13 protein-coding genes and 1 pseudogene are annotated in these 18,429 nt (G+C 67.2%); 8 read left to right on the top strand and 6 right to left on the bottom strand.

The annotated features are described in order from the left end of the window. Positions 1-54 precede the first annotated feature (54 nt). The 4 genes from acnA to B7495_RS09415 all read left to right on the top strand — a co-directional run bounded on the left by acnA (position 55) and on the right by B7495_RS09415 (position 6,465). Positions 55-2,874, top strand: coding sequence for an aconitate hydratase AcnA (acnA, locus tag B7495_RS09430; protein WP_088456343.1), 2,820 nt, complete (start codon positions 55-57; stop codon positions 2,872-2,874). 115 nt (positions 2,875-2,989) lie between these two features. Continuing rightward, positions 2,990-4,951 (top strand): 1-deoxy-D-xylulose-5-phosphate synthase, encoded by a 1,962-nt coding sequence (gene dxs / locus B7495_RS09425; RefSeq protein ID WP_088456342.1) that lies wholly within the window; start codon positions 2,990-2,992, stop codon positions 4,949-4,951. Between the two features lie 156 nt (positions 4,952-5,107). After that, on the top strand, positions 5,108-5,488 hold the full coding sequence (locus tag B7495_RS09420; RefSeq protein WP_088456341.1) for a MerR family transcriptional regulator: 381 nt from the start codon (positions 5,108-5,110) through the stop codon (positions 5,486-5,488). Beyond that, positions 5,485-6,465, top strand: coding sequence for an aldo/keto reductase (locus tag B7495_RS09415; RefSeq protein ID WP_088456340.1), 981 nt, complete (start codon positions 5,485-5,487; stop codon positions 6,463-6,465). The genes B7495_RS09420 and B7495_RS09415 overlap by 4 nt, the downstream gene beginning before the upstream one ends. Positions 6,466-6,552: 87 nt before the next feature. Here the strand turns inward: B7495_RS09415 and B7495_RS09410 are convergent, their stop codons facing one another. The 4 genes and pseudogenes from B7495_RS09410 to B7495_RS09395 form a co-directional block, all read right to left on the bottom strand. Beyond that, complete coding sequence (locus B7495_RS09410; RefSeq protein WP_088456339.1) at positions 6,553-8,745, bottom strand: 3-hydroxyacyl-CoA dehydrogenase NAD-binding domain-containing protein; 2,193 nt, start codon at positions 8,743-8,745, stop codon at positions 6,553-6,555. Next, the gene (locus tag B7495_RS09405; RefSeq protein WP_088456338.1) at positions 8,742-9,947 is read right to left on the bottom strand and encodes a thiolase family protein; all 1,206 of its coding nucleotides are present in this window, start codon (positions 9,945-9,947) and stop codon (positions 8,742-8,744) included. The genes B7495_RS09410 and B7495_RS09405 overlap by 4 nt, the downstream gene beginning before the upstream one ends. A 77-nt stretch (positions 9,948-10,024) precedes the next feature. Beyond that, a complete protein-coding gene (locus tag B7495_RS09400; protein ID WP_370028113.1) occupies positions 10,025-11,236 on the bottom strand; it encodes an HRDC domain-containing protein in 1,212 nt (403 codons plus the stop codon). Positions 11,237-11,798: 562 nt separating this feature from the next. Then, a pseudogene (locus B7495_RS09395) lies at positions 11,799-12,353 on the bottom strand (DUF3000 domain-containing protein); the annotation flags it as partial. Between the two features lie 65 nt (positions 12,354-12,418). Between B7495_RS09395 and B7495_RS09390 the strand changes: the two are divergent. Continuing rightward, positions 12,419-13,654 (top strand): S9 family peptidase, encoded by a 1,236-nt coding sequence (locus tag B7495_RS09390; RefSeq protein WP_088456337.1) that lies wholly within the window; start codon positions 12,419-12,421, stop codon positions 13,652-13,654. Positions 13,655-13,683: 29 nt separating this feature from the next. Here the strand turns inward: B7495_RS09390 and B7495_RS09385 are convergent, their stop codons facing one another. After that, positions 13,684-14,130: a SufE family protein gene (locus B7495_RS09385; RefSeq protein WP_088456336.1), complete on the bottom strand. Its 447-nt coding sequence runs from the start codon at positions 14,128-14,130 to the stop codon at positions 13,684-13,686. Next, positions 14,127-15,029, bottom strand: coding sequence for a sulfurtransferase (locus B7495_RS09380; RefSeq protein WP_088456335.1), 903 nt, complete (start codon positions 15,027-15,029; stop codon positions 14,127-14,129). Before B7495_RS09380 ends, B7495_RS09385 begins: the two co-directional genes overlap by 4 nt. Before the next feature lie 164 nt (positions 15,030-15,193). Between B7495_RS09380 and zapE the strand changes: the two genes are divergently transcribed. From zapE to B7495_RS09365, 3 genes are all read left to right on the top strand, one after another. Then, positions 15,194-16,240, top strand: a complete 1,047-nt coding sequence (zapE, locus tag B7495_RS09375; RefSeq protein ID WP_088456334.1) for a cell division protein ZapE — start codon at positions 15,194-15,196, stop codon at positions 16,238-16,240. A 177-nt stretch (positions 16,241-16,417) separates the two neighbouring features. After that, a complete protein-coding gene (locus B7495_RS09370; protein WP_088458009.1) occupies positions 16,418-17,638 on the top strand; it encodes an ammonium transporter in 1,221 nt (406 codons plus the stop codon). A 75-nt stretch (positions 17,639-17,713) separates the two neighbouring features. Then, positions 17,714-18,220, top strand: a complete 507-nt coding sequence (locus tag B7495_RS09365; protein WP_240632183.1) for a type II toxin-antitoxin system PemK/MazF family toxin — start codon at positions 17,714-17,716, stop codon at positions 18,218-18,220. Positions 18,221-18,429 lie beyond the last annotated feature (209 nt).

The raw sequence follows: 18,429 nt of genomic DNA, 5'->3' as shown, positions 1-18,429 counted from the left end.
AGGATTGAGGATCGCGGACGGGTTCCCGTCGGTTTCCACAAAGGAGAGGGCATCGTGTCTGCTGTTAATAGTTTTGGAGCTCGGGACACCCTGCGCGTCGGTGCGACGGACTACGAAGTCTTTCGCCTGGACGCCGTCAAGGGATACGAGAAGCTGCCGTTCAGCCTCAAGGTGCTGCTGGAGAACCTCCTCCGCACCGAAGACGGCGCCAACATCACCGCGGATCACATCCGCGCACTCGGCGCGTGGGTTCCCACCAGCGATCCCGACACAGAAATCCAGTTCACGCCAGCTCGCGTGATCATGCAGGACTTCACCGGCGTGCCGTGCATCGTCGACCTCGCCACCATGCGCGAGGCCGTCGCCGACCTCGGCGGCGACCCCAACAAGATCAACCCGCTCGCCCCTGCCGAGCTCGTCATCGACCACTCGGTCATCGCCGACCTGTTCGGCAGCGAGAACGCCCTCGAGCGCAACGTCGAGATCGAATACGAGCGCAACGGTGAGCGTTACCAGTTCCTGCGCTGGGGCCAGACCGCGTTCGACGACTTCAAAGTCGTCCCGCCGGGAACCGGCATCGTGCACCAGGTCAACATCGAGTACCTGGCCCGCGTCACCTTCACGCGCGAAGTAGGCGGCGTCCTCCGCGCCTACCCCGACACCTGTGTCGGCACCGACTCGCACACCACGATGGTCAACGGCCTGGGCGTGCTCGGCTGGGGCGTCGGCGGCATCGAAGCCGAGGCGGCCATGCTCGGCCAGCCCGTGTCGATGCTGATCCCCAAGGTCGTCGGCTTCAAGCTCAACGGCTCCATCCCCGCCGGCGTCACCGCGACGGATGTTGTGCTCACGATCACCCAGATGCTGCGCCGCCACGGCGTTGTGGGGAAGTTCGTCGAATTCTACGGCGAGGGCGTCGCCCAGGTGCCGCTGGCCAACCGCGCCACCATCGGCAACATGAGCCCGGAGTTCGGCTCCACCGCTGCCATGTTCCCGATCGACGACGTCACCCTCGGCTACCTGCGTCTCACCGGCCGCAGCGAAGAGCAGGTCGCACTCGTCGAGGCGTACTCCAAGCTGCAGGGCCTGTGGCACGACCCCGCACAGGAGCCCGTCTTCAGCGAGTACCTCGAACTCGACCTGGGCACCGTCGTTCCGTCGATCGCCGGACCCAAGCGCCCGCAGGACCGGGTCGAACTCAGCAACGCGAAGTCGCAGTTCGAGATCGACCTGCAGAACTACGCCACGCACGACCTGTCCATGGTGGACGCGGCCGTCGAGGCATCCTTCCCCGCCTCTGACCCGATCGGTTTCACCGCCGAGGACGAGCAGAGCGCCCACCAGGTTTCGCACCAGCACGTGAGCCACGCTCCCGTCTCGGTGTCGAGCCCGGTTCCGATCACCACGGCCGACGGGGCGAGCTACACGCTCGACCACGGAGCCGTCGCCGTTGCGGCCATCACCTCCTGCACCAACACCTCGAATCCGTCGGTCATGCTCGCCGCGGGCCTGCTGGCGCGGAACGCCGTGAAGAAGGGCCTGAAGTCCAAGCCCTGGGTCAAGACCACCCTGGCGCCGGGCTCCAAGGTCGTCACGGACTACTACGCCAAGGCCGGCCTCACCGACGACCTCGAGGCCCTCGGCTTCTACACCGTCGGCTACGGCTGCACGGTCTGCATCGGCAACACCGGACCCCTCATCAACGAGGTCTCCGCCGCGATCAACGACAACGACCTCGCTGTCACCGCGGTGCTCTCCGGAAACCGTAACTTCGAGGGCCGCATCAGCCCGGACGTCAAGATGAACTACCTGGCCAGCCCGCCGTTGGTCATCGCGTACGCCCTGGCCGGATCGATGAACTTCGACTTCGACACGGATGCCCTCGGCCAGGACGCCGAAGGCAACGACGTGTTCCTCAAGGACATCTGGCCGGACTCCGCCGAAGTGCAGTCCACCATCGACAGCTCGATCGACACGGCCATGTTCACCAAGGAATACGGTGAGGTCTTCGAGGGAGATGAGCGCTGGCGTTCACTGCCCACGCCCGACAGCGAGGTCTTCGAGTGGGACCCCAAGTCCACCTACGTGCGGAAGCCCCCGTACTTCGACGGTATGACGCTGGAGACCAGCCCGGTCGCCGACATCGTCGGCGCCAGGGTGCTCGCCAAGCTCGGCGACTCGGTCACCACCGACCACATCAGCCCGGCAGGCAACATCAAGGCCGACAGCCCGGCCGGTGCGTACCTGATGGAGCACGGCGTCGACCGAAGCGACTTCAACTCCTACGGCTCGCGCCGCGGTAACCACGAGATCATGATCCGCGGCACCTTCGCAAACATCCGGCTGCGCAACCAGCTGCTTGACGGCGTCGAGGGCGGTTACACCCGCGACTTCACCAAGCCGGATGCGCCGCAGTCCTTCATCTACGACGCCAGCCAGAACTACCAGGCCGCCGGCACCCCGCTGGTGATTTTCGGCGGCAAGGAGTACGGTTCCGGCTCGTCTCGGGACTGGGCGGCCAAGGGCACGAGCCTGCTGGGTGTCAAGGCCGTCATCACCGAGAGCTTCGAGCGCATCCACCGCTCGAACCTGATCGGAATGGGAGTGGTCCCGCTGCAGTTCCCCGCCGGCGAGTCCTGGGTGACCCTGGGCCTGGACGGTACCGAGAGCGTCTCGATCACCGGTATCGAGGAACTCAACGAGGGCCGCACGCCCAAGACGGTGCACGTTGTCGCCACCCCGACCGAGCACTCCGCTCCGGGCAAGGCCGTTGTCGAGTTCGACGCCGTCGTGCGCATCGACACCCCCGGCGAAGCGGACTACTACCGCAACGGTGGCATCCTGCAGTACGTGCTGCGCTCGCTCGTCGTCTAACCGGGAATTCGCAGAATCGCCGCAGACTGGCGCGTAGACTCGGGGAATCCGAACTGCGCGCCAGTTCTGCGTCGGCGTGAGCCGTTCGTTGCAACAAACGTGAAAGGTAGTGCCCATGACCCTTCTGGAGACGATCCACGGTCCCCGGGACCTTGACGGCCTCACGAAGGACCAGCTGGAAGAGCTGGCTGCGGAGGTCCGCGCCTTCTTGGTGGCGGAGATCTCGAAGACGGGCGGGCATCTGGGCCCCAACCTCGGCGTGGTCGAGATGACCATCGCCATCCACCGGATCTTCGATTCGCCGCGTGACGCCATCGTCTTCGACACCGGTCACCAGTCCTATGTGCACAAGATGCTCACCGGACGGCAGGACTTCAGCCGGTTGCGCCAGTCCGATGGTCTGGCCGGCTACCCGCAGCGCAGCGAATCCGTGCACGACATCGTCGAGAGCTCCCACGCGTCGAGCTCGTTGTCTTGGGCCGACGGGATCTCCCGCGCCTTCGAGATGACCGGGCAGAGCGACCGGCACGTCATAGCCGTCGTCGGCGACGGCTCGCTCACCGGCGGTATGACCTGGGAAGCGCTGAACAACATCAGCGACGACAACAACCGGCGCCTGATCATCGTGATCAACGACAACGGCCGCTCGTACGCGCCCACCATCGGCGGCATGGCCAGGTTCCTCAACACCGTGCGCCTGCGCCGCAGCTACCGGGCCGCCTACCTCTCCAGCCGGGAGGCCTTCGACCACATGGGCGCGCCGGCTCGCGCCATCTTCCGCGGCGTGCGTGGCGGTCTGCACGGCTTCCTGAGCCGGTTCTCCAACAACGAGGCGCTGTATTCCAACCTCGACATCAAGTACATCGGGCCGGTGGACGGCCACGACATGGAGGCCATGCTCGAGGCGCTGCGCCAGGCCAAGGACTACGGCGCTCCCGTGATCGTGCACACCATCACACAGAAGGGCAAGGGTTACGACCCCGCCGTGCAGGACGTCGCCGACCAGTTCCACGCCGTCGGCGTCATCGACCCTGAGACCGGTGAGCCCACCGAATCCGCGGGAGCACCGTCATGGACCTCGGTCTTCGCCGATGAGCTGCTGAGCCTGGCCACCGACAATCCGAAGCTGGTGGCGATCACCGCGGCCATGCTGCGCCCCACCGGTCTGCACAGGATGGCCGAGCGGTTCCCCGAGCGGGTGCACGACGTCGGCATCGCCGAGCAGCACGCGGTGACCAGCGCCGCCGGGCTCGCGTTCGGTGGCCTGCACCCCGTGGTCGCCCTCTACGCCACCTTCATCAACCGTGCCTTCGACCAGGTTTTGATGGATGTCGCCCTGCACAGGGCCGGCGTCACCTTCGTGCTCGACCGGGCCGGGGTCACCGGGCCGGACGGTCCGAGCCACCACGGCATGTGGGACCTCGCAATCCTGCAGGTCATCCCGCACATCCGACTCGCCGCACCGCGCGACTCCACCCGACTGCGGGAAGAGCTCGCCGAGGCGGTCCTCGTGGACGACGCGCCCACGGTGCTGCGGTTCCCCAAGGGCAGCACGGGCGTCGAGTTCGACGCCCTCGAGCGTCTGTCCGACGGTGTCGACGTACTCCTCCGCAGCAGCCAGCAGGACGTGCTGATCGTCACCGTCGGTCCGATGGCCGGAATGGGCCTCGAGGTCGCCGAGCGGCTCGCCGCCCAGGGCATCGGTGCGACCGTCGTCGATCCGCGCTGGGTGGTCCCGGTGCCCCAGAGCATCATCGAACTCGCCGCCCAGCACCGCATCGTGGTGAGCATCGAGGACGGTATCCGGGTGGGCGGCATCGGCACCCGCATCCGTCAGGACCTGCGCGAGGCCGGCGTCGACACCGCCGTCACCGAGCTGGGTCTGCCTGACGAGTTCCTGGACCACGGCACCCGCGCCGAGATCCTCGAGCGGGTCGGCCTCACGCCGCAGCACATCGCCAGGGACGTCGTCGCGATGGTCCTCGGCAGCAAGCTGCCGCACGCCCGCCCCCTGCCGGCCGACGCCGACCGCCCCGAATCCGGCACCGTCCCCTTGCAGCGCGCCCCCCGCGACTGACCGCCTCACCCGCCGCCCGTCGGTATGTTCCGCGAAAGCGGCCCTGTGGTCACCTCCACAACGTTGAGGCGACCACGCGACCGCTTTGGCGGATGGCTATGGCCGGATCAGGACACCGCTTGACTTAGAGTGCGCTCGAGGTTTTAGGGTTGCAGCATGACCCCACCCGACGAACAGCTTTCGATCTCCGAGGTCGCCGAGCGCACCGGGCTGAGCGCCCATACGCTGCGGTACTACGAGCGAGCGGGCCTGATGCTCGCACCCATCCATCGGGCTGCCTCCACCCACCGGGCATACTCGGCGCGGGACGTGACCTGGATCATCTTCCTGACCCGCCTACGCAGCACCGCCCTGCCGATCGCGCAGGTCAAGGAGTACGCCGACCTCGCCCGGCGCGGCGAGGACACCACGCCGGAGCGCCTCGAGCTGCTGCAACGCCACCGGATCGCCGTCGTGGCACAGCTCGCCGAGATGCAGGCGAGCCTCGCCGCCATCGATCACAAGATCTCCCTCTACGCCGAAAGGACCAGAGCATGAAGCACATCACCCTGGGTACCAGCACTCCACTCGAGGTCGGCCGTCTCGGCCTGGGCTGCATGGGAATGTCAGCGTTCTACTCCGGCGCCGGCACCGACGATGCCGAGTCGATCCGCACCATCCGCACAGCCATCGACCTCGGTCTCACCCTGTTCGACACCGCCGAAATCTACGGCCCGTACCTCAACGAGGAACTCCTCGGCCGGGCGCTGACCGGGCGCCGCGACGACGTGGTCATCGCCACTAAGTTCGGTACCATCCACCACCGCACCGACGGCTCCAGGGGACTGGACGGCAGTCCGGAGAACGTGCGCTTGTCCGTCGAAGGGTCACTGGCCCGCCTCGGTACCGATCACATCGATCTCTACTACCAGCACCGGATGGATCCGGGCGTGCCCATCGAGGACACCGTCGGTGCCCTGGCCGAGCTCATCAGCGCCGGCCTGATCGGTCACTACGGCCTGTCGGAGGCGGCGCCGGACACCATCAGGCGGGCCCACGCCGTTCACCCGGTCACGGCGCTGCAGACCGAGTACTCGCTGTGGAGCCGCGAGCCCGAGACGGAACTGCTGCCCCTGGTGCGCGAGCTCGGGATCGGTTTTGTGCCGTACTCGCCGCTCGGTCGGGGCTTCCTGACCGGCGCCATCCGTACACTCGACCAGCTCGACGAGGATGACTTCCGGCGCAGTAATCCCCGGTTCGCCGGCGCCAACCTCGCCGCCAACATCCGCATCGTGGAGCAGGTCGACGCTGTCGCGACGGAACTCGATGCGACGCCGGCCCAGGTGGCCCTGGCCTGGCTGCTCGCCCAGGGCACCGACATCGCCCCGATCCCCGGTACCAAGAGGGTGGACCGGCTCGAGGAGAACGTCGCGGCGGATGCGCTTGTGCTCAGCGCTGCCCAGCTCGCAACCCTGTCCGCGATCGACGCCCCGGTCGGAGACCGTTACGCCGACATGAGCCCGCTGAACCGGTAGCCCGCATCTGTTCCCGAAACGGACAATTGTGGCCGGCGCACCGGCCACAATTGTCCGCACGGGCGACAGTTGTTGTGCCCTGAGCGGCTAACTCAGCACGGGAGTGCTGCTCGCCGTTGCCGCGGAGCCGACGCCGCGCACCATCGGGGTGTGGAACGTGCCGCCGAAGACCCGCTCGCTGGCGCCGACCCTGTCGAGGTACGGAGTGATCCCGCCCATCTGGAAGGGCCAGCCGGCGCCGAGGAGCATGCACAGGTCGATGTCCTCCGGCGCGTGCACCACATCGTCATCGAGCATCCGCTTGATCTCGTCAGCGAGGCCGTCCTCCACCCGGCGCAGGATCTGCTCCGCCGTGATGGGCGTCGTGCCGCCTGCGACGATCTTCACCGCACCCTTGTCGAAGCCGGTGACCTTGCCGCTGGAGTTGCGCTCGAGGATCTTGCCGTGCTCGGCCAGACGGTGCAGGTTGGTGCTCTCGAAGAACCGGTCGGGGAATGCCGCGTGGTGGGTGTCCAACACGTGCGCGCCGACCTTGAGGCCGACCAGCTCGAGCAGCTCGAACGGGGTCATCGGCAGGCCGAACGACGCCAGGGCGCCGTTGACGACCTCGAACGGTGTGCCGGTGTCGACGGCGTGCATGGCCTCGCCGAGCAGCTTGGCCAGCACCCGGTTCACCACGAAGCCCGGGGTGTCGCGGGTGATGACGGCGTTCTTCCGCAGCTTGGCGGCGATCACCATCGCGGTTGAGAGGGTAGCGTCATCGGTCGCGGGGGTGTTCACGACCTCGATGAGCGGCATCACGGCGACTGGATTGAAGAAGTGGAAACCGACCAGCCGTTCGGGGTGGGCCAGCTTCGCGCCGATCTGCTCCACCGACAGCGATGACGTGTTGGTGGCCAGCACCGCGGTGGGGGAGATGTGCTTTTCGATTTCGGCGAAAACGTCCTGTTTCACCCCGAGCTCCTCGAAGACCGCTTCGATGACCCAATCGGCGTCGGCGAAGTCGGCCTTGTCGGTGGTGCCTGTCACCAGGGCGCGCAGCCGGTTCGCCTCGTCGGAGCTGATCCGGCCCTTGTCCTGCAGGGTCTGGATCTCACCGTGGATGTAAGCCACTCCCTTGTCGACCCTGGCCTGGTCGAGGTCGGTGATCACGACGGGTACCTTCAGCCGGCGCACGAACAGGAGGGCGAACTGGCTGGCCATCAGGCCTGCGCCGATGACACCGACTTTGCCGATGGGGCGTGCCAGGGTCTTGTCCGGGGCGCCGGCCGGTCGCTTGGCGCGCTTCTGCACCAGATTGAATGAGTAGATGCTCGCGGGCAGCTGATCGCCGGAGATGAGGTCGGCGAGGGCTTCGTCCTCCCGGGCGAAGGCCTCGGCCTTGGTGCCGGTGCGGGCCGCCTTGATCAAGTCCAGTGCCGCGTACGGCGATGCCGCGACGGTGCCGATGCGGGACTCGAGCATCTTGCGGGCGATACCGACGGCCGCATCCCACTTGACCATGCGCTCGATCTTGCCGGGCGCGTTGGGCCGGCTCACCGAAACGCTGCCGGCGATGACACCGTCTGCCCACCGGATGGAGTCCTCCAGGAAGGACACCGACCCGAACATTCGGTCGGCGATGCCCAGCTTGAGTGCGTCCGCGCCGGTCAAGGTGCGGTTGTTCTTCAGCGGGTTCTCAACGATGACCTTGAGGGCATTCTCGATGCCGATCAGGTTGGGCAGCAGGTAGGAGCCGCCCCAGCCGGGGATCAGGCCGAGGAAGACCTCGGGCAGCGCTATGGCCGGGACGCTCGCGTCGACGGTGCGGTAGTCGGCGTTCAAGGCCACCTCGAGGCCGCCGCCGAGGGCGAGACCGTTGATGAACACGAACGACGGCACCCCCAAGGTGCTCAGCTTGCCCAGGGCGAAGTGACCGAGCTGAGCGAGCAGCTTGCCCACCTCGCGGGACGGGATCTCGCTGACTTTACTGAGATCGGCTCCAGCGGCGAGGATGAACGGCTTGCCCGTTACGGCCACGCCGTGGATCTCACCGCGTCCGGCGCGGGCGGTGAGCTCGTCCATGACGGCGCTGAATTCCAGGAGGGTGACCGGGCCGAGCGTGTTGGGCCTGGTGTGGTCCCGCCCGTTGTCCAGCGTCACGAGGGCGAGGGTGCGGCCGCCGGAAAGCGGGACGTCCCGGACGAGCGAGTGGGTGACGACTTCATCACCGGACACCACGATGAGCGGGGAGAAGTCCACGGTGGCGTAGTCGATGGGGGTGCTGGTCTTGTCGGTCATCGCTTGGCTGCCTTCTTGTTGAAGTGCGGGTTTTCCCAGATCACAGTGCCACCCTGGCCGAGGCCTATGCACATGGCCGTGAGGCCGTAACGCACCTCGGGGTGTTCGGCGAACTGGCTGGCGAGCTGGTTCATCAGGCGCACGCCCGATGATGCGAGCGGATGCCCGATGGCGATGGCGCCGCCGTACTCGTTGACGCGGGGATCGTCGTCGTCGATGCCGAAGTGGTCCAGGAAGGCGATCACCTGCACCGCGAACGCCTCGTTGAGTTCGAACAGGCCGATGTCGGTGATCGACAGACCGGCCTTACGCAGCGCCTTCTCCGTGGAGGGCACGGGGCCCAGCCCCATCACCTCAGGCTCGACACCGGCGAAGGCGAAGCTCACGAGCTTCATCTTCACGCTGAGCCCGAGCTCCTTAGCTGTGGCACCGCTGGCCAGAAGGCAGGCGGTGGCACCGTCATTCAGGCCGGACGCGTTGCCGGCGGTGATGCGGCCGTGCGGCCGGAACGGCGTCTTCAGGCCGGCGAGGCCCTCGAGGGTGGTCTCGGGGCGCGGCGCCTCGTCGCGGGTGGCGAGGCCCCAGCCCGCGGCGCTGCGGGTTGCCACGGACACCAGGTCCGGCTGAATCTTGCCCGCTTCGTACGCGGCCGCGACCTTCTGCTGGCTGCGCAGGGCATACCGGTCGGAACGGTCCTTGGTGTACTCGGGGAACCGGTCGTGGATGCGCTCGGCGGTCGCGCCCATGTTGAGGGCGTCCTCACTGACCAGGCGTTCGCTGAGGAACCGGGGGTTCGGGTCGACCCCGGCGCCCATCGGGTGGCGACCCATGTGTTCGACTCCGCCGGCGATGGCGAGGTCGTATGCGCCGAAACCGATCGCGGCGCCCATGGTGGTGACCGAGGTCATCGCCCCGGCGCACATGCGGTCGATGGCGAAGCCCGGCACCGAGACGGGCAGGCCCGCCAGCAGGGCCGCGGTGCGACCGAGAGTCAGCCCCTGGTCACCGGCCTGGGTGGTCGCCGCGATGGCGACATCGTCGATGCGTTCGCCCGGCACGTTCGGGTTGCGTTCCATCAGTCCGGTGATCGCCTTGACGACCAGGTCGTCGGCGCGGGTATTCCAATACATACCCTTCTCGCCGGCACGACCGAACGGGGTGCGAACCCCGTCCACGAAGACGACTTCAGTTCTCTCGGCCACTTTGCCTCCATCACTCAAAACAGGTATCGCACGATCCTAGGGTGACGGAATAACCGGTGTGAATCCTTTGACTGTTCCTACGACTCAGCGTCGGCGGCAACGGACGCGCTTTGGTGGACTTCCACAAAGGCATCAGCGATTAGTTGTGCAGTGGCCTCAATCTGCCAGGTTCTCGCACCGAGACCGGCGAGGGCCTCGCCCACGGCATCGGCACCGGCAGGCTCCGGCGGCTGCCAAGCCACGCGACGCAGGTGGTCGGGAGTGAGGAGGTTCTCCAACGGCACCGCGCGCTCCTCCGAGGCCGCCGTCAGGGCGGCCCTCGCGGCCTTGTACCGCAGGTCGGCGTCGGGATTGCGGTCAGCCCAGGCGCGGGGCGGCGGCAGTGCGTCGCCGTTCGCCTTCACCGAGGGCAGGTCAACGCTGGCGAGGCCACGCAGGATGGCCTGCCACCACCTGTCGAGCTCGGTTCGGCTGGCGCGACCGTTGAACTCGCGAAGCTCGGCGAGAACGTTCCGGTTCGCGGGCAGCAGACGTGCTGCGGCCACGAGCGACGCGTCGGGAACCAAACGGCCGGGGGAGACGTCGAGCTCCTGGGCGAGGGTGTCCCTGGCGACCCACAGCTCGCGGGCCACGGCCAGGTTGCGCTGGCCACGCACGGCGTGCAGGCCGGACAGGCGGCGCCAGGGCTCCGCGCGGGCCGGCTTCGCTTCCTTGGCCAGTACCGCGGCGAACTCCTGGTCGGCGATCTCGGTCTTGCCGGATTCCACGAGCAGGTCGACCATGCTGTCACGGAGGTCCGGGAGTAGCTCCACGTCCAGGGCTGCGTAGACCAGCCAGCTTTCGGGCAACGGCCGGGTTGACCAGTTGGCGGCGGAGTGTTCTTTGGCTAGGTGAATGCCGAGGAGTTCTTCGACCACGGTGCCGAGTCCCACGCGGGGCAGGCCGAGCAGGCGTGCGGCGAGCTCGGTGTCGAAGATGCGGGTGGGGTCGAGGCCGACCTCGCGGAGGCAGGCGAGATCTTGACTTGCTGCGTGCAGGATCCATTCCTCGTCGGCGAGGGCGTCGTTGAGTTCGCTGAAGTCGCCGATAGCCGGTGGATCGAACAGGAAGGTGCCCGCATCCCGGCGGAAGATCTGGATCAGGTAAGCACGCTGGGAGTAGGTGAAACCCGATGCCCGTTCCGCATCGATGCCGATCGGCCCGGTTCCCTGGGCGAGCACGTCGAGTGCCGCCAGATAGGCTGCGCGGGAGTCGATGACCTGGTGGGTGACCACGGGTCGGTCAACCACGGGATGCACGATGTGCCGAGAGATACGCAACGCTGGTGAGATTCGGCGCCGTGCTGGTCAGAGGCGTGTTGCCCATGCCTAACGCCGTGTTGCTCAACGCCCCGGGGTTCATCCCCGGGCTGGTTTCGGTTCCGACTGCATTTCCTGCCATGACGTTCATTCCCGAGGTCTCCCTGCCGGCGCGTTCAGCGCCCGGCGCATCGAGGCCGGCCAAATCACCACCGGCCGTTTCCCTGCCGGCAGACTCGCGGCCGCCGGCGGCCACTCCCAGCGTATGCAATCCCGGGCCTGTTCGCAGAACAGACGAGGCTGACGGCCCGATCTGGTCCACCGGGCCCAGCGTGATTCCTGAGCTGCCCTGTTCTTTCGAGCCCTGTTCTGTCGAGCCCTGTCCTGTCGAGCCCGATCCCGTCGAGCCCGGTCCTGACACGCCATGGTCTGCACCCGGTTCAGAGGAACGGGGTACCTCAGCGCTGGAGGGACGCCCATGCCGAGCGGAGGAGGACGAAAAGGACGAGGAACGGGAGGAAGAAGGGTGGCCGTGGCGGGGCGGGGCGGGCAGCTCGCTGGCGGGCGGGAGGCCTGCGAGCATGCACAGCAGCTCACCCCAGCCTTCGACGTGTGCGGCGAGGTCGTTGTCCAACGGACTCCATGACGCCCGCAGCTCGATCTGGGCGCCATCGCCCTGAGCGGCGAGCTCACCGAAGCCCGAGGAGAGAATCTTGGTGGCGGTGCCGGAGGCGGCGGTGTAGTTCGCACCTCGGGTGTCCAGGGCATCCACCAACCAGGCCCAGGCGACCTCGGCGAGGAACGGATCGACTCCGATGTCGTTCTCGAGGGGTGCCTGCGCGAAGCAGACGACGCGGAAGGGTCCGCCCCAACTTTCGGGTTCGTCGGGGTCGTAGAGCAGAATGAAGCGTCCGGTACCGAAGTCGGAGTCGCTGCCGTGTCGCACCGGCGTGACATCCGCAGACAGTGCCACGGCATACGGAGCGAGGTTTCCGGGGGCCGAAATCTCGGTGACCACCAGCTCCGGGCGCGGGCTGGAAGAACGGATAGCGTCGAGCGCCGCGGCAAACTGCGCAGGGCGCTGGGGCTGATCCTCTGAATCGGGCACGTCTGCAGACTAGAGTTTTTTCCGTGGGGCTGGTGCGAGGCACGCCGAACAGCGAAGAGGTAGGCATGACAGGGATCGGTACACGAGCGGAATCCACGCGCGGCCTGGCGTCGGCGGGGCTGGTGATCGCGGGCGGCGCCGTTGCGGTGAGTGCCGCCGCAGCTCTGGCGGTCGGTGTGCTGGCCGGTGTCATGGCGCGCCGCATCGTGACCCCGCCCACCAAACGCGCCGACGATACGAGGGTGTTCGACGTCGACCTCGACGCCGGCACCATCACCCTCGAAGCGACCAAGGACGCGGTCCTTCCCGGTGATTACAGCTTCTGGTTCGCCGGTGACTCCGGACACGCGCGCCTGGGTGCCATCGAGTCTCGCGCGGCGAAGACCGTGACCCGCCGCATCCTGACCGTGGACTTCGGTGACCTCGGCTCGGTGACCTCGGGACGGCTGGGCGGCTATTCCTTCCTCGGGCCGTGGGACCTCGGGCTCGAGTTCTCCAACGTGACGGTGCCGACCGAGCTGGGTGATGCTCCCGCCTGGCTGATCCCCGCGTCAGAACCCTCCGGGCGCTGGGTGATCCAGGTGCACGGCCGTGGGGTCCGTCGGCACGAGACGCTTCGGGCCGTTCCCGTGTTCAACGCCGCCGGTTACACCTGTCTGCTGGTCTCCTATCGCAACGATGGTGAGGCGCCGCCGAGCGCCGACGGCCGGTTTGGGCTCGGCGACACCGAATGGCGGGACGTTGAGGCCGCCATCCAGTTCGCCGTGGAGAACGGAGCGACCCAGATCGTGCTGATGGGCTGGTCGATGGGCGGGGCGATCGCCCTGCAGGCGGCTACCCGCGCGAAGCACGACGGTCGGCTCACCGGCATCGTGCTCGATTCGCCCGTGATCGACTGGGCGGATGTTGTGGCCTACCAGGCGCTCACCCTCCGGCTGCCGAGGGCGGTGGTGCGCGGTGCACTGGTGGTGATGGGGCGCCCCTGGGGACGAATGGTCACGGGGATGCATCTCCCCATCGACTTCCCCCGACTGGACTTCGTGTCCCGGGCGAACGACCTGAGCCTGCCGATTCTCATCCTGCACAGCGACGACGACGGCTACGTGCCGTCAGCACCGTCCCGAGCCCTGGCCGAACGGCGACCCGACATCGTCACCCTGGTGCCGTTCGAGGTGGCCAGGCACACCAAACTGTGGAACTACGATCCGGCCGCCTGGAACGCGGCCATCCTCGGCTGGCTCGGCACGCTCGGGTCGGCACACCCCGCCGTGACGGCGGCCGGATACACCGGCGACCGGTAGGCCTCGGCCCTCGGCGGGCGCAGGCCACGCTAGCCCAGGGCGGCCTGCCGTTCGCGCAGCTGACGCTTGGTTCGACCCAGCATGGCGGTCATGCCACGCAGCCGGAGCGGCGAAACGGCCTGGGTAAGGCCGATCGACTGCGGATAGTCATCCGGAACGGCCAGGACCTCGTCGACGCTGAGGCCGTCCAGGCCCTGAGCGAGGATCGAGGCGAAGCCCCGGGTTGTGGGCGACTCCGCAGGCGCCGTGGCATAAAGGTGTACGGAACGGTCGTCGTCAACCTCGACGAAAATGAACACCGGCGACTGGCACTCCACGACACGTTCGAACAGGTCGGGATGGTCCCGGTACTTCTCGGGAAGGTCCGGCAGCTCGTTGGAGAACTCCAGCAGCAGCATCAGGCGATCCGGTTGTTCGAGCGCGAGGAAATCCTCGCGGATCTCGGCAAGCTGGCTGGGAAGGTCGACGGTGCTCATCGGGGTTCCGGGGCGGTTCCGGGGGCTGTGCCCTGCACGATCGGGACCCGTACCGCGCTGCCCCACTCTGTCCAGGAACCGTCGTAGTTGCGCACGTTCTCGAGTCCGAGCAGGTGGGTCAGCACGAACCAGGTGTGGCTGGATCGCTCGCCGATGCGGCAGTAGGCGATCACGGGCTCGTCGCCGGTGATCCCGGCCTCGTCGCGGTAGATGGCGTCGAGCTCGGCACGGGGCCGGAAAGTGGCGTCCTCGGCCGCGGCACGGGCCCACGGCACCGACACCGCCGAAGGGATGTGGCCGGCCCGGAGGGATCCCTCCTCGGGGTAGGCGGGCGCGGTGGTGCGTTCGCCGCTGTATTCCTCGGGCGAGCGCACGTCGATGAGCGGGTGGCCGAAGTGGGCGAGAACGTCGTCCTTGAACGCGCGGATGGGGGCGTCTGCCCGCTCGACGACAGGGTATTCGGCCGGTTCGGCCGCCTCGCGGTCCGTGCTCAGTTCGCGGCCCTCGGCGATCCACTTCGCCCGGCCGCCGTCGAGCAGGCGCACGTCGTCGTGGCCGAACAGGGTGAACACCCAGAGGGCATATGCCGCCCACCAGTTGCTCTTGTCTCCGTAAATCACCACGGTGCTGTCGCGGCTGATGCCCTTGCGGCCCAGCAGGGCGGCGAAGCCGGCCCCGTCGATGTAGTCGCGCTCCACGGGGTCGTTGAGGTCGGTGTGCCAGTCGATCTTGACTGCGCCGGGAACGTGGCCGGTCTCGTACAGAATGACGTCTTCGTCGGATTCGACCACGACCAGGCCGGGGTCGCCGAGGTGGGCCTGCAGCCAGTCGGTTGACACCAGGCGTTCGGGATGCGCGTACGCCGCGAACGTGGCTGACGGATCTGTTTCGACGGTCATGGTTTCCTCCCGGAGGGCTCGTGAACCTGGACGACGGCGCGGCCCTGGTGTGCGTGCATTTAGGCTGGTGGACAACCTGCGCGCAGGTCTCCAAGGTACAAGGCAGAACCCCACACCGAAATTCCACCAGGATGTCGGGGACAGACAGGAACCGGATGTCAAACATGGTCAGTGCGACCCAAAAGTTGCCCCTTCGACTCGTCGACAGGTCGCCATCCATCACCGGTGCGGAGATCGTCTCGGAGCTGGTGCCGCCACCGCAATTCGAACACGCCTCATTCGAGTCCTACCGCCCTGACCTGGACTATCCGTCCCAGCTCGAGGCGGTGGAGCGGCTGAACAACTTTGCAGCGTGGCGGGCCCGACCGGGCGGTTTCTTCTCCCGCACCCGCAAGGCCAAGGCCGAGTTGCCCGGCATCTACCTCGACGGCGGCTTCGGCGTCGGCAAGACCCACCTGCTGGCAGCGCTCTGGCACGGCGCACCCGGTCCCAAGTATTTCGGCACCTTCATCGAGTACACGGCGCTGGTCGGCGCCCTGGGCTATGCCGAGACCGTGACCCAGCTCTCCGGCGCGAAGCTCATCTGTATTGACGAGTTCGAGCTCGACGATCCGGGGGACACCATGCTGATGACTCGGCTGCTGGGCGAGCTGATCGCCTCCGGCACCCGGGTCGCCGCCACCTCCAACACCCCGCCGAACTCGCTCGGCGAGGGCCGGTTCGCGGCAGCTGACTTCCTGCGAGAGATTCAGGCCATGTCCGCGAACTTCGAGACCGTGCGCATCGACGGCCTCGACTACCGCCGCCGGGATGCGTCCGGGCACGCCGAGGCCGTTCTGCCCGAGGAGTTCGACCGCCTGAACGAGGCACTCATCGAGCGGGGCTCCAGGGTGACGTGTGACGATTTCGGTGCGCTGATGCGCCATCTCAGCACCGTGCATCCGTCGAAGTACATCAAGATGATCGCCGACGTCGACGTGATCGCCCTGCGCAACGTCTACCTGCTCACCGACCAGACCGATGCGTTGCGCCTTGTGGCCTTCATCGACCGGGTCTACGACGCCGAGATCCCGATCATCGCCAGCGGACTGCCGCTACACGACGTCTTCGATGCCGAGATGCTGGAGGGCGGCTACCGCAAGAAGTATCAACGCTCCCAGTCCCGGATGGTGGCTCTCACCACGGGCGAGCTGCCGCCGCACGCGGAGTGAGCGGGCTGCAGCGAAACACGCTCTTAACGTTCTCGCCGATTGCGTAACCTCCCCGAAACACGACGGTACGGCTGGTGAAACGTCTGGGTCGGAGACTGAGTTGCGTACCCAGGACTGCCCGGCACACTCGTCTGCGGCTTTCGCGGTACTCCGGCTAACTAGGTGTGAGGACAGATGATGGACACTGGCAGCATTGCATGGGGGTTGACGGCAACCGCGCTGGTTCTGTTCATGACTCCGGGAGTCGCGTTCTTCTATGGCGGCCTGGTCAAGGCCAAGAGCGTCGTCAGCATGATGATGATGAGCTTCGGCGCACTCGGGCTGATCACCGTCCTCTGGATCCTGTACGGATTCAACATGAGCGTGGTCGACGGAGCCAGCCAGTTCGCGGGCAACCCGTTCAGCGACTTCGGACTCGGGTCACTGGCCACGGGTGAGACCGGCAACCTCGATCTCCTTGGTGCCACCTACGGGGCGACCTTCGCGATCATCACCGTCGCCCTGATCTCCGGAGCCGTGGCCGACCGCGCCAAGTTCGGTTCCTGGATGATCTTCGCCGGTGTCTGGGCCACCCTGGTCTATTTCCCGGTCGCGGCCTGGGTCTGGGGCGGCGGCTGGATCATGAGCCTCGGCGAGACCCTCGGCCTGCCCGGCGTCATCGACTACGCCGGCGGTACCGCCGTGCACATCAACGCCGGCGCTGCTGCCCTGGCCCTTGCCCTCGTCCTCGGCAAGCGGATCGGCTTCCAGAAGGGCATCACCAAGCCGCACAACGTGCCGCTGGTTCTGCTCGGTGCCTCGATCCTGTGGTTCGGCTGGTTCGGCTTCAACGCCGGGGCGGAGTGGCTGAACGGCCTCGCCAACGTCGGCCTGATCGTGGTCAACACCCTCGGTGCGACCGCCGCCGCCATCCTTGGCTGGCTCATCGTCGAAAAGATCAAGGACGGCAAGGCCACGTCGGTCGGCGCCGCATCCGGTGCCGTCGCCGGCCTCGTCGCCATCACACCGGCCTGCGCCAATCTCGAACCCGGTTGGGCCCTGCTCCTCGGTGTCGTCGCCGGTGCCGTCTGCGCCATGGCCATCGAGATGAAGTTCAAGTTCGGCTTCGATGACTCGCTCGACGTCGTGGGCATCCACCTCGTCGGTGGCCTCATCGGCACCCTGTACCTGGGCTTCTTCGCGATCGGCACCGGCCTCTTCGTCGGTGGCGACCTCGGCCAGCTCACGGTCCAGGCCATCGCGGCCTTCGCGGTCCTCGTCTACTCGTTCGTCGTCGCCTACCTGCTCGGTCTCGCCATCGAGAAGACCATCGGCTTCAGGGTGAAGAATGAAGACGAAGTTGCCGGCATCGACACCTCGGTGCACGGCGAAGAGGGCTACGCCCTCGCCAATGTCTAGCGCTTGGACAACAGACCACTGAGGCAGCAGAGCTGAGGCATCTAGGGGACCAGGGCGGTGGGGTAGTGTTCGGGTGTGTTCCGCACTCGGCACCTCCTCACCGCCCTTCGGTCTGCCCTCTTCGGCTCCCGGACCGTCGGAGTGCCGCGCACGGGAACCGCCCCCGGCCAATCCGGTCCTGACGCCACGATCGAACTCGATCCGACGACGGTGCGACGCGCGGGCTGGGGCTATGCGCCCGAAACCGACGGCGCCCTGGACCCGGGCGAGATCGTCTGGACGTGGGTTCCCTACGAGGAACTGGACGGTCGGGGTAAAGACCGGCCGGTGGTCGTCATGGCGACGCTGTCCGAGGGCAACATGCTGGCGGTGCAGCTGACGAGCACTGACCGTTCAGGCAACGCGGACTACCTGCCGCTCGGTGAGGGGTCGTGGGATCCCGCACGGCGGCCGAGCTGGGCGGGGCTCGCCCGGGTGTTCCAGGTGCACCAGGGCGGGGTCCGCCGTGAAGGAACCGTCGTGGATGCCGCACGGTACCGGATGATCGAGCGGGCGCTGCGGACTCGGTACGGCTGGCGCTGACCGCGCTCGGTGTTGCACCAGCGAGTCGGGCCGCCCCTTGACCAGGCCCGGCCACCGCGGCATTATCACCTCACTGGCGGTGACCCGAACACCGCGAGAACTCCGTCAAGGTCCCGGTTCGCCGGGGCCTTGACGGGGTAGCCATGTCCCACGCAGCTGCTGCGCCACTATTCCTGTCGCCGCGGCTGATGTTGTGGCTGACGTAGCGC

The sequence above is a fragment of the Cryobacterium sp. LW097 genome (assembly GCF_002205495.2).
GTDB classification, from domain to species: domain Bacteria; phylum Actinomycetota; class Actinomycetes; order Actinomycetales; family Microbacteriaceae; genus Cryobacterium; species Cryobacterium zongtaii.
The sequence above is the reverse complement of the archived record's forward strand: the minus strand, read 5'-3'. Positions and strand labels throughout refer to the sequence as shown.